Annotated in this window: 7 protein-coding genes and 1 pseudogene; 5 read left to right on the forward strand and 3 right to left on the reverse strand. The window is 43.5% G+C overall.

Features of this window, described 5'->3' with window-relative positions; translation table 11 throughout:
- Nucleotides 1-383: 383 nt before the first annotated feature.
- Nucleotides 384-517, reverse strand: a pseudogene (locus EO93_RS18055) (IS200/IS605 family transposase); the annotation flags it as partial.
- 327 nt (nt 518-844) lie between these two features.
- On the opposite strand from EO93_RS18055, the gene moaA reads away from it, so the two are divergent.
- Nucleotides 845-1,861 (forward strand): GTP 3',8-cyclase MoaA, encoded by a 1,017-nt coding sequence (gene moaA, locus EO93_RS03200; RefSeq protein ID WP_048135484.1) that lies wholly within the window; start codon nt 845-847, stop codon nt 1,859-1,861.
- A gap of 45 nt (nt 1,862-1,906) precedes the next feature.
- The gene (locus EO93_RS17870) at nt 1,907-2,059 is read left to right on the forward strand and encodes a hypothetical protein (RefSeq protein WP_200895052.1); all 153 of its coding nucleotides are present in this window, start codon (nt 1,907-1,909) and stop codon (nt 2,057-2,059) included.
- A gap of 178 nt (nt 2,060-2,237) precedes the next feature.
- On the opposite strand, the gene surE is transcribed toward EO93_RS17870, so the two are convergent.
- Nucleotides 2,238-3,041, reverse strand: coding sequence for a 5'/3'-nucleotidase SurE (surE, locus tag EO93_RS03210; RefSeq protein ID WP_048135481.1), 804 nt, complete (start codon nt 3,039-3,041; stop codon nt 2,238-2,240).
- Nucleotides 3,042-4,703: 1,662 nt separating this feature from the next.
- On the opposite strand from surE, the gene EO93_RS03220 reads away from it, so the two are divergent.
- The 3 genes from EO93_RS03220 (at nt 4,704) to EO93_RS03230 (ending at nt 10,551) form a co-directional block, all read left to right on the forward strand.
- Nucleotides 4,704-5,765: a PA14 domain-containing protein gene (locus EO93_RS03220; protein ID WP_082107542.1), complete on the forward strand. Its 1,062-nt coding sequence runs from the start codon at nt 4,704-4,706 to the stop codon at nt 5,763-5,765.
- Between the two features lie 212 nt (nt 5,766-5,977).
- Nucleotides 5,978-7,816 carry a glycine--tRNA ligase gene (glyS, locus tag EO93_RS03225; protein WP_048161104.1) on the forward strand — a complete coding sequence of 613 codons (1,839 nt, stop codon included), beginning with the start codon at nt 5,978-5,980 and terminating at the stop codon, nt 7,814-7,816.
- 197 nt (nt 7,817-8,013) lie between these two features.
- Nucleotides 8,014-10,551: a DEAD/DEAH box helicase gene (locus EO93_RS03230; protein WP_048161105.1), complete on the forward strand. Its 2,538-nt coding sequence runs from the start codon at nt 8,014-8,016 to the stop codon at nt 10,549-10,551.
- 290 nt (nt 10,552-10,841) lie between these two features.
- On the opposite strand, the gene EO93_RS03235 is transcribed toward EO93_RS03230, so the two are convergent.
- The gene (locus EO93_RS03235) at nt 10,842-11,024 is read right to left on the reverse strand and encodes a hypothetical protein (RefSeq protein ID WP_048161106.1); all 183 of its coding nucleotides are present in this window, start codon (nt 11,022-11,024) and stop codon (nt 10,842-10,844) included.
- Between the last annotated feature and the right edge of the window lie 1,064 nt (nt 11,025-12,088).

Consider the following 12,088-nt stretch of genomic DNA (forward strand, 5'->3'; position numbering starts at 1 on the left):
GCAGAAGACTGCCCGGATGTTGTAGAAACTCCAGCAGAGGAAGCAGAAGACTGCCCGGATGTTGTAGAAACTCCAGCAGATGAAGCAGAAGACTGCCCGGAAGTTGCAGAAACCCCAGCAGAGGAAGCAGAAGACTGCCCGGAAGTTGCAGAAACTCCAGCAAAAGAATGTTAATAAGAAAATCTCTGAACAGGTAAGCCCTGCAGATATTATACAAGACCATTGAATAAGTAGAATCAATTGGCCAGAAAATAACTTATGTGCCGGAGGGTTAGACACACTCTCCGCACAAAAAGTTAAAATGCAACCATTGGATGTAACTATTTTTCAGATAACTTTTTTAACATTTTTAAAATCGTAAATTTACCTGATTTTTGGATATATCAAAACTCGTTGACTCTCCTTTGCATAGATTTCCTTAATTATGCGATTGAAACTCGGCTTTCGGTGTCCTCTGCGGTTCCTTAATATAGCGCTTGATTGCGTAAGCGGTCACGTTTCCAACGGATCGATAGAACTAAAGGAACAAAAAGAAAAGCCAGCGAGAGTTAACTTCATCCCCGACCTGCAAGGCGGGGTATTCATGACCCTCCACCCCTCCAAAGTAATTAAACCTGAAGAAAGCCAGAGTAAAGAATCAAACTTCAATATTTTTCTTCCGCGAATTTCCGAAATAATATGCGCTATCGATTTATATTAGCTGCAATTATGTATTATAGTAGATGAAACATATCGCTAGCAGCTATTCTTTTTAGTCATTATACTTTTGATCACTCCAGATGATCAGATTAGGATTCTACCGAAAAATATTATTACCTCGATTATATAAATCCGCCGAGGAAATATGAAGGACAACAATTCAGGGAAAAACTCCCTGCTTCCGAAAGAAAAAGAAGAAAAAATCCTGGTTGACCCTTACGGGCGCAAAGTAACCGGGCTTCGCATATCCATCACGGAAAGGTGCAACCTTGCCTGTATGTACTGCCATAATGAAGGAGCAGACTGCTGCACCTGCGGCCCCTTAGGACACGAGATGAGCCCGGAACTTATCTGCGGAATTGTCCGGGAAGCAGAAAAATTCGGAGTCCGCAAAGTAAAGTTCTCGGGGGGAGAACCTCTTTTCAGAAAGGACTTTGAAGAAATCCTTGCCTGTCTCCCCTCCCTTAAAGAAGTCTCGGCAACCACAAACGGCATCATGCTTGAGAAGCGTGCAAAAACCCTGAAAGCTGCAGGCCTGGACAGGGTAAATGTGAGCCTGGACTCTCTTGTCCCAGAAAAATACGAAGCGATTACCGGAGCTCCTAAGGGCTCTCTTGAGAAAGTAATAAAAGGTATCGACAGCGCAGTTGAAGCTGGACTGACACCTGTAAAGCTAAACATGGTGCTCCTGAAAGGCATAAACGACAATGAAATCGATGCAATGATGGATTTTATCCGTCCTTATGAAGGAAATGTTATCCTGCAGCTTATTGAGCTCATGAATATCGGCCCAGGGCTTTCAAAGTATACTATTGATTCAAAAACCCTCGAAAAAAGCCTTGAGGAACGGGCAAGCGAGGTAAGAGTCCGGCACCTGCACCACCGGAAAAAATACATTATCGACGGAGTAGAAGTGGAATTTGTGCGGCCAATGGACAACTCAGAGTTCTGCGCCCACTGCAGCAGGCTCAGGGTCACAGCCGATGGAAAGTTCAAGCCCTGCCTGCTCGTACACGATAACCTTGTTGATGCCCGGGAAGCAAAGAGCCCCGAAGAGATCGAAAAACTTCTCAGGCTTGCAGTAAGCCGGAGGAAACCTTACTGTACTCCTGCAATAGGGATAGAAATAAGGAAAAAGACAAAAGAAGACATAAAAAAGTAGATGAAAGAAAAGAAGAAAAATCTGGAAAATAAGGAGGAGAAAAAAATGAAAATTGAACTTTCAGTAGACGACAGAAAAATTCCCACGAACGAGTTTGTCCAGAAAATCTTAGGAAACGTGATCAAAGCGATGGTTGAGTCGCTCCACACCATTGACGACGAATGGAAGGAAATTTCCATAAAAGTAGAAAAGGAATAAAACAAAAAACAAAACGGAAAAAAGAATAAAATAAAAGAATAAAACGGGGCTTCCGGCTGAAAGGGGAAAAACCAGTATTTTCTCCGGAAAGATCTTATCCTTCTTTTTTAAAAGCTATTTTATTCTTTTTTCAGTGAGCCTTTCCTTCTGTTTCAGAGACTATTAAGGGCTCAAGGGCTCAGAGATATTTTTCGATCTCTGAAAACTCTATTCTTGCCGTTGAGTCCAGGGTAATCGGAGTTATTGAGACGTGCCCTTTCTGCATGATGGCATGTACATCGGTCCCTTCCTCTTCTTCGCGGATAAGGTCTCCTGCAATCCAGTAATAAGGCCTACCCCGGGGGTCACGCCGCTCTTCCACATCAGTTTTGAAGACCTTCCGCGCAAGGCGGGTTATTTCTATGGGGGTGTCTTCTTCGGCATGGTAGGGAATGTTGATGTTTAAAAGGTCCACATTTTCAGGCATGCCGTACCTGAGGACGTTTCGAGCCACTCTGTTTACGATTTTGATCCCGGCTTCGAAGCGTTCTCTGTGGTAGTCCCTGGGATCGTCGAATTTCTGCCCTTCGTCAAGCACCTGCATGGAGGCGGCAATTGCCGGAACGCCATAGCTTGCAGCTTCAAGGGCTCCTCCGATAGTCCCTGAGGTGGTGATCGTATCCGTGCTGATGTTCTCTCCAATGTTAAAGCCCGAGAGCACCAGGTCTGGCATTTGTTTGAGGATGGTAAAGATGCCCAGAATTACAGAATCTGTTGGAGTCCCACCCACAGCATAAGCAGGTGCGCCTCCTACATCGGTTTTTGTAATCCGGAGGGGTTCAAAGATAGAAATAGAACGTCCGACCCCGCTCTGCTGGACAGAAGGAGCCGAAATCGTAACTTCCCCCAGGTCCGAAACACTGTCAAAGGCAGCTTTCAGGCCAGTCGAATAAACACCATCATCATTTGTAACAAGAATTTTTGGGACCATTAGCGTTCCCATAAGTTTCCGGATAATTTAAAATTTATGGAAAAGGGCTTCATATAGAAGGACAGTCATCCCAATCGGATGACAAAGCCTAAAAAGTGACAACGGGAAAGAAATAAAACATGAGAGGGAAATTAAAAACAAAAAAATGCAACGGCAAAAGTGCCGAAGCAAAAAATAAATCACAGGGCTGTTTGTTTAGCATTTGCTGAGCCCTGGTTCTTTTTGGACTGAGAAGGTTTATTTTTGATTTGAGAATGCTTCTTTTTATGGCTATTAACCGGTTATTTTAGTTCCGATTAGCTTTTTTTACCTGAGGGTTTTTGAAACAGGCGGGGTATTAGAGTAGGGTGTCTGATCCACCCTATGTAGATTGTTTCAACCCCAGGCGTTTTGAAGCCATGATTGAAGCAAAGCCTCCTTTTCTACGGATGACTTACACAGTTATGAAACGGAACCTGACAGACATGAGCTTTGAAAAAGCATTTTGCCTTAACGTTTGGGGCCTCAGATTTGCGTTTCTCATTTTCGTTCTCGTTTCATATGAGTACGGTTGAGCTGCATAAGTCCTGCCATAACAAAAGCGGCAGCCGTCTGTCTGCTTTAACTGACCACTGGTGCCCCACAGGGTTCCCCTTAACTGTAGTCCGGAAACATTTCGTTTCAGTAGAAAGCAGATTTTTCAATTCAAACTCGAAAGGAGGCAAACCTGCAGTACCATATTAACTGCAGTTTTAAAGTACAGTTTTAACATACAGTTCAAAATATATTTTGAACAGTGTATTCATACAGGTGATAAACAGTTAAAGAAAACATTATCACCTTTATTGTTAGAAACTCCAGACTATGGACCCATTCCGCGATCTCCATAATCGTTTCCGTTTGTAAACTTTTCTCTTCTATTACGGTTTTTATGATTTCTTTTAAACTTTTTAATAGCATTTTTACCATAACCCCACTGATAATGTATTCTATCAGACGTTACCTCAAAGCACTCTCTGTTTGAAAATGCCCGGTGTATAACGTATTCTACCCAACTCTATCTCAAAAAGGAGCCTTCTGTTCGAAGGCACCCTGCGTAGTATACACTATCCGACGTAATCTCAAAGAGGCATCCCCATATTGAAAATGCCATAGTTTACCCCACCGACTCTAGCTTTAGAAGCTTGTGATATTAAAAGTTGTTGAGCTTGTATAAGAGAATTTTATATGACAACTCAAATAATATCCAGACCCTCCAATGAACCTTTCAGGCATCAAGCATGAAAAAAAAGCTGAATATTAATAGCAAAAGAGGAAAGGCCACGAAAACGGAGCATAGCTTATAAACCCGGGATCGAAAAAAGAAGACGTTGAAGGAGATGTATTCTTTACCTGCATTTATCGTGCAAAGCGAAATTTAAGTGCAAATCCGGCTGAGGACAAAATAAGGTAAAAGAAAAGTACACCGACATCTGTGGAAAGTCCATTATAGAGTAGAAAAGTATATAAACAGTGTTTAAAAATATATAATAGGTTATTATACTGGAAGATTTATAAGATTCGTAATATAAACTGACCGAGAAGATCGGTTTTATGCCTGGGCCCTGGAATACAGTTTAATTTGATCCAAAACCGACAGCATAAATGTAATAATATTTCGTACTGTGATTGATGACTTTTGTTTAAAAGATATACATGATGTCGGAAAATCTGCTGAAAAACAGAGCTGGACTTGCCCCACTAATAGGAACAGCTCTTATGCTTGCTATTGTTTTTTTGATTGTGGCTCTTATAGCATCTGCTTTTTTTGCTGGAAATAATCCAGATAATTTAGATCCGGCCCCGCTTGCAGACCTCAGGGTTTATGAATATAACACCAGTACGCTGAAAATTGAGCACCTTGGGGGAGACTCTATAGACTTCAGCAATTCAACGACTTCCGTAATCCTTGATATGGCCGGAAAGAATAACCTCCTTGAGGCTTCAAACCTTGAAGTTTTGAAGGCAGGCGATATTAAACTGCTGCCTCTTAAAGACAGGAACGGAAATTTGATACCGATAAATGCAGGAGACCTTGTGACATTTAAGGTCATTGATCTCAGGACCAAAAAACCTGTTTTCATCCAGGAAATCAGGTTCATGAATGGGATTGATACGGAATATCAGCCAGGGAATGATACGAAATACAAGCCAGGGAATGATACGAAATACAAGCCAGGGAATGATACGAAATACAAGCCAGGGAATGATACAGAATACAAGCCAGGGAATGATACGGAATACAAGCCAGAGATTGTTGGTTACTATTACCAGGGGACGCATTTCAATGGCCCCGCAGTTAAACATACTGATTCCAGGCTGAAGTTTGCAGAAAATACATATTTAGCCGCCAGTATTCATGGCAGCGACATCCAAAACTGGCCTTATGGTATCCTGAATACGCTGGATACTTTCAGTGTCGTTTATGAAGGCTTTATCAAAATAGAGCAGAATTCCAGTTATACATTTTATCTGACTTCAGATGATTGGGCACAGCTTTATATTGACGGCACAACTGTCATTAAGGAGCCGAGTTCTTCAGCAAGGCATCCCACTACCACTAAAACAGGAACAATATATCTCCCTGCCGGTTATCATAAGATAAGAGTTGAAATGCGGGAGTATCAAGGGACCTCCATTCTTTTCCTTGAATGGTCTTCGGAATCCTTTTCAAAGTGCTTTGTTGACAGCCTTTACCATGAGGCTTCTCCCAACTAATTCAGAATAAAGCAAGTCCTGCCGAATTTTTACAACTTTATTATTATATTTCTGTCCGACTCCCCGGAAAATCCGACTCAACCTTTTCAACAACCTGCCCCAGAGCAGTGCAAATTTAATATAATGATTCCCTTTATCCATCTAATATTTCGGACAAATCAAGAATTTACAATTACCCTATATCCCCCAATCAATTTCACGAGGATTATAAAATGGACAAGTACGAGAAGGTATTCGAGCTGGCAAAGCGCCGCGGCTTTTTGTGGAACTCTTTTGAGCTGTATGGCGGAAGCCGTGGGTTTTATGATTACGGGCCTCTCGGGAGCACGTTAAAGAGACGGATTGAGCAGATCTGGAGAGAGTTTTACGTTATCCAGGAAGGGCATATGGAAATCGAATGCCCGACCATAGGAATCGAAGATGTTTTTGTCGCATCCGGGCACGTGGGCGGCTTTTCTGACCCCCTCTGCGAATGCAAAAAATGCGGGGAAGCATTCAGGGCTGACCACCTTGTGGAAAACGTAATGAATGCGGCAGGAACCCTGAGTGCAGAACAGCTCACGCAGGTCATAAAAGAAAAAGGGATCACCTGTCCTGAATGCGGCGGAGAATTCAACGACGCCTATGAGTTTAACCTGATGTTCAAGACCACAATCGGACCCGGCACCGGAAGGCAGGGTTACCTCAGGCCGGAAACGGCGCAGGGGATGTTTGTGGACTTCCAGAGGCTGTCCCGCTTCTACAGGGACAAGCTGCCTTTTGGAGCAGTACAGATCGGCAAGTCTTACAGGAACGAGATTGCGCCAAGGCAGGGCGTAATAAGGCTCAGGGAGTTCACGCAGGCCGAGTGTGAGATCTTCGTTGACCCCAGGAACAAGAAACACCCCAACTTTGAGCGTTTTGCAGACAGGGAACTTAGTCTTTATTCGCAGGAGGCACAGCAGAAGGGCGAACCATTCAGGATAACCGTAAGAGAGGCCGTGGAAAAGGGAATCATTGCCCACGAGGTTCTGGGCTACAACATCGCGCTCACGAACGAGTTCCTGACAAAGGTAGGTATCGACCCTGCAAGACTCAGGTTCAGACAGCACCTGAAAGACGAGATGGCGCATTATGCAATCGACTGCTGGGATGCTGAAATCGAGACAGAACGCTTCGGCTGGGTAGAGATCGTGGGAATTGCCGACAGGACGGACTATGACCTTAAAGCCCATGCAAAAGTCAGCAAGACCGAGCTCTACGTTTATGTGGAATACGACGAGCCCAAAATGGTGACCCGTTTTGTTGTAAAACCAAACATGGGAAAGCTCGGCCCACTCTTCAAGGGCAAAGCAAAAGCCGTTGCAGATGCCTTAAAGCAGCTTTCAGAAGCAGAGCTCTCGATCTCAAAAGATCAAATCAAGGTCACCGTGGATGGGGAAGAACTGACAGTCAGCACCGATGTGGTGGACTTTGCTGAGGAGACCGTAAAAGTCAGCGGAGAAAACGTCATTCCTCACGTGATTGAGCCTTCCTATGGTATAGACAGGATCTTCTACGGCGTAATGGAACACGCCTTTGACGAAGAAAACGTTGCTCAGAAGGCAGGCGAATCCGGACTTAAAGGTGCAGGAGAAGCAGAAAAGACAGAAAAAGAACCCGAAGCAGAAAAGGGTGAAAATGAAGGAGAAGGGGAAGAGGAAGCCCGCCTTGTGATGCATTTCTCAAGTGCAGTCGCACCTGTGCAGGTAGCAGTCCTTCCACTCCTGACCCGTAAAGAGCTTGCAGACCCTGCAAAAGAGATCATTGCAAAACTCAGGGAAAAGAACCTGCTTGTCAATTATGACGACTCCGGGACCATCGGGCGCCGCTACAGGAGAAACGACGAAATCGGGACTCCTTACTCAGTTACCGTGGACTACGACACCCTTGAAGATGGGACCGTTACAATCAGGGACAGGGACGCCATGCGCCAGGTCCGGGCCCCGATCGACGGAATCGAAAACGTGCTCTACGAATTGATCTACAGGGGCAGAGATTTCGAATCCGCAGGCAAGCCTTTTAACTTTTAAAATAAAGGATACTGCAATTCCTGAGCTGCGGGCTGAGAAGCCTGCAGCAAAACTTTTATTTTTTATTACGGATTAATATTACTTTTTTAGAATTGAATTAAAGCCTTGAAACAAAAGAACCTTGAAATGAAATAAGGCTGAAACAAAGATAAGGCTGAAACAAAGATAAATCTGAAACACAATAATCCTGACGCAAAATGAACGAGAGTCTTTTTCCTGAGAAACAGGCATGTATGAAGCATCCATTGATAAAGCCCGACACAGTTGAGCAGAGACTTTACCAGCTCAACCTTGCAGGAAAAGCCCTGGAGGGCTCAAGCCTGGTTGTGCTCCCCACGGGACTTGGAAAAACCATTATAGCTCTTTTCGTAATTGCTTCCAGGCTCCAGCGTTTCGGGGGAAAAGCCCTGATCCTTTCTCCTACAAAACCTCTTGTAGACCAGCATGCCGCTTTTTTTAAAAAGGTGATGACCCTTCCCGAAGAAGAAATTCTGGCTTTTACAGGCAGCATTGCCCCTGCTGAGCGGGAAAAGCTCTGGGCACAGGGAAAATTGATAGTGTCTACTCCCCAGGTTATTGAAAACGACCTTCTTACGAAACGGATCAGCCTTGAAGACGTCAGCCATATCACTTTTGATGAAGCCCACAGGGCAGTCGGAAATTATGCTTATACCTTTATTGCGGAAAAGTACTTTGAGAGCGCAAAAAATCCCCATGTGCTAGGAATTACCGCAAGCCCGGGCAGCTCAGATGAGAAAATCGCAGAGGTCTGTCAGGCTTTGCATGTTGAAAATGTAGCTGTGAAAACCGAGAAAGACAGGGATGTTCGCCCTTATGTGCAGGAAAAAGAATTAGAGTGGCTTCAGGTCCAGCTTCCTGCCGAAATGGCCGAAATTCGGGGATATCTGGAGAAGATCCTGGATGATAGGCTCGGAATCATAAGAGGACTGGGGTTTTCTGCAGGCAGTGGAAAATACGTCTCCAAAAAAGACCTCCTGCTTCTCCAGAAACAACTCCAGGATAAAATCCGTATAGGGGGAGACCCTGCAATTTTCTCTGCCATGTCTGTGGTTGCTGAGATGATGAAGGTTAACCATGCTGTGGAAATGGTGGAGACACAGGGGCTTGAGACTCTAAGAAAGTACCTGGAAAAATTGGAGGCTGAAGCCTCTTCCAGCAGTTCGAGCAAGGCTGCAAAAAGGCTCATGGACGATCTCTATATGAGAAAAACCCTGTACAGGGTAAAGGAATGTGATGTCGAACATCCTAAACTCGCGCTTGCACGGAAGATCGTATCCGAACAGCTGGAAGAAAACCCTGATTCCCGGGTAATTGTGTTTACCAACTACAGGGACACTGCCGAAATAGTGGCAAATGCCCTTTCTGAGGCTCCAGGAGTTATCCCTATCCGTTTTGTGGGGCAGGGTTCACGGCATAAAGACAAAGGACTTACGCAGAAACAGCAAGCGGGAATCCTCGATAAATTCAGGGCAGGGGAATACAACGTACTTGTAGCTACTTCAGTTGCTGAAGAAGGGCTTGATATCCCCTCCACGGACATGGTGTTATTTTACGAACCCATCCCCTCGGAAATCCGCAGCATCCAGCGTAAGGGCAGGACCGGCAGGCAGCAAAAAGGCAGAGTAATTGTGCTTGTGACAAAGGGCACACGGGACGAAGCCTACTACTGGAGCAGCAAAAACAAGGAAAAGAAGATGCTTAACAGCATGCACGGGCTTGAAACAGTTCTTACCCCAAAGGCTTCAAAGAAGAGTGCAGAACTTTCGGATTTCGAAAACCTATCCTGTAATTCAGACTCGAAGCTGAAAATGGAAGAAATCGAAATGGAAAACGAGGATGAAGACGGAAACGGTTTCAATAGCAGTCCGGGGGATATTAGGAAAAACGAGGAAGATAAAGACATATACCTGGAAACAGGCGCAGATGGGACTGGAAAGAAGGACGAAAATGAAAAAGCAGATGTAAATGCAAAAGAGAGGCAAAAAACCCTGGTAGACTTCGAAGCTCTTTCCGGAAGGAAATCTGTAAATAAACCGGGAATATCCGGAACAGAACCCGAAACCGAGCCTCTCAGAATAGTGATCGACCACAGGGAGACAAAATGCGGAGTTGCAAAAACCCTGGACAGGCTCGGGATGGAACTTAGCTTTGCGGCTCTCGAAGTAGGGGACTATGTGGTAAGCGATCGTCTTGCAGTAGAAAGAAAGCGCACGGATGACTTTGCAAGTTCTCTGATCGACGGAAAGCGCAACCTCTTTGCCCAGCTTTCAGACCTTGCAAGGGTTTATGAAAAACCTGTCCTGATTATTGAAGGAGAAGACCTTTTCACTTCCAGGCAGATCAACCCTAACGCCATTTACGGCTCACTTGCATCCATTGCACTCGACTTTAGAGTAGCCATCCTTTATTCCAGGGATGAGGAAGAAACAGCTTCTATTTTGAAAATACTCGCAAAGAGGGAGCAAACAGAAAACAAACATGAAATCAATCCGCACGGGAAGAAATCTGCCAGCTCCCTTGTAGAGCAGCAGGAATACCTTATTTCTTCTATTTCGAATATCGGGCCAAAGGCCGCCAGAAACCTCCTTTTGCACTTCGGCTCCGTAGAGGCTATTATGCTGGCTGACACTGAAGAGTTGAAAAAAGTAAAACTAATAGGGCCTAAAGCAGCAGCCAGGATCAGAGAAGTGCTCGAAAGCCCATATAAAGGATAAACAGAAAAAAAGCAAATTGACGGGAATAAGTCCGGTATCTCATCAGTTACAGTTAGAACTGAATGAAAAAAAGAAAAAATTAAGTGAAAAATAAATAAAAAATAAATTTTCCCGAGATTCAGGCTGAAAAAGACCTATTATGACTATAGGAGGATAGCCGGCAACAGCATTCGAGGAAAACCGCATACTATAAGCCTGAAATAACAGTGCTCAACCTGTAGGCTCCGGAAAAAATCGTTTTTTAAAGAGGAATTCCCTGGGGAAATCCCACTAGAAAAAAACCTGTCCTATCAATACCTTTTGACGTTGCAGAATATTTTTTCGAGATGCCGCCTTTGAACTGTGCATTTTGGCTCAGGCAACACCCCGAGGAGAATGAAAACCCACCCAAACGGGAAGAGAAGGATCATTGCTCCAAGCAACCTCAAAAAGGTAATAAGACATGAAAGCAGGTCTCTGTATATCTCTCTCATGCTTTCATCACCTCTCAATATACATTCAGCTGGTCATAAATATAAACACACCTAAAAGAAATTTATGATAAATCGTGATAGATCTGTGCCGTTTCAAAATGCAGATTTGAAAAATAATTGCAGAATCCTTAACGATAAATAATTATAGAAAAAAACCTCATCCTGTATCACCTTTGGGAAGTTAACGGAGTTATTAAGAAAAACAGCATCGTGTGGTGAAGAGGCATAATTTTCAAAAATGTGCCCCATGTGGAATTGAAATCAGAAACGCGGATTCCTATAATCAAAAAGTGTAAAACTATAATGAAAGATCAGGAAATATGATAAAAATAATAGGTATATAATATATAATAAATATATCTTAGGATTAGAATTAAAACGCCTGCATAAAAATAAGACTAGCCTGAAAAGATGCCCCATAGAGCAAAATCGACATTCGTCGGACTTTGCCGCAGGCATGGGAGAGAAAGGGTACACATCAAGACCAAAGTTTCCCGAGAAAAAAATCGGTTTTTCAGGGAAATTCCTGCCAGTCAGGGCATACCAAACTTCGTGAAGACGGAAAAGAAACAGGGAAAACCAGATTTCTCAAGCAAATCTTCAGAAGAGCTTTTTTTTCCAGATCTTGTCCGGAAAATCTTCTTTTTTGATTTTTATACCTTATAACAGATTCTTTTTCTACGACTCGGTTCTATTGTGAACTTTTCTTCCGATTATATAATTTAGATGCAACCGTTTTTTTCCGAGCGTCCTCTTTCAGGGAATGTTTTTCGGCAGATCTTCGAGCCTGCATATTCTCAACACTAGTTATACCTATTATTAACTTGAATTGATCTTAACTTGAATTGATCTTAACTTGAATTGATCTTATTTCTGGCTCGCCTATCCCTTACCCTATCTATTTCAGCTTTGCCTGCAATTAGATTTTATAGAAAGGAGTGTAAAACCCCCAGGTCTTTACAGGCTGTCCGATAATTACCGCAGATAATTAGAGTTTCCTGTCGCGATATATATAATAATAATTTTATATTAGTGGTAGGAATACTTGATTTATGGTTTTTATC

Origin of the sequence: Methanosarcina sp. 1.H.A.2.2 (assembly GCF_000979975.1) — an archaeon.
GTDB lineage: Archaea > Halobacteriota > Methanosarcinia > Methanosarcinales > Methanosarcinaceae > Methanosarcina.

Excerpts from the sequence above, each read along its gene's own strand:
- moaA (WP_048135484.1), top strand. The coding sequence starts at position 845 with ATGAAGGACAACAATTCAGGGAAAAACTCCCTGCTTCCGAAAGAAAAA.
- EO93_RS17870 (WP_200895052.1), top strand. The coding sequence starts at position 1,907 with ATGAAAATTGAACTTTCAGTAGACGACAGAAAAATTCCCACGAACGAG.
- surE (WP_048135481.1), bottom strand. The coding sequence starts at position 3,041 with ATGGGAACGCTAATGGTCCCAAAAATTCTTGTTACAAATGATGATGGT.
- EO93_RS03220 (WP_082107542.1), top strand. The coding sequence starts at position 4,704 with ATGATGTCGGAAAATCTGCTGAAAAACAGAGCTGGACTTGCCCCACTA.
- glyS (WP_048161104.1), top strand. The coding sequence starts at position 5,978 with ATGGACAAGTACGAGAAGGTATTCGAGCTGGCAAAGCGCCGCGGCTTT.
- EO93_RS03230 (WP_048161105.1), top strand. The coding sequence starts at position 8,014 with ATGAACGAGAGTCTTTTTCCTGAGAAACAGGCATGTATGAAGCATCCA.
- EO93_RS03235 (WP_048161106.1), bottom strand. The coding sequence starts at position 11,024 with ATGAGAGAGATATACAGAGACCTGCTTTCATGTCTTATTACCTTTTTG.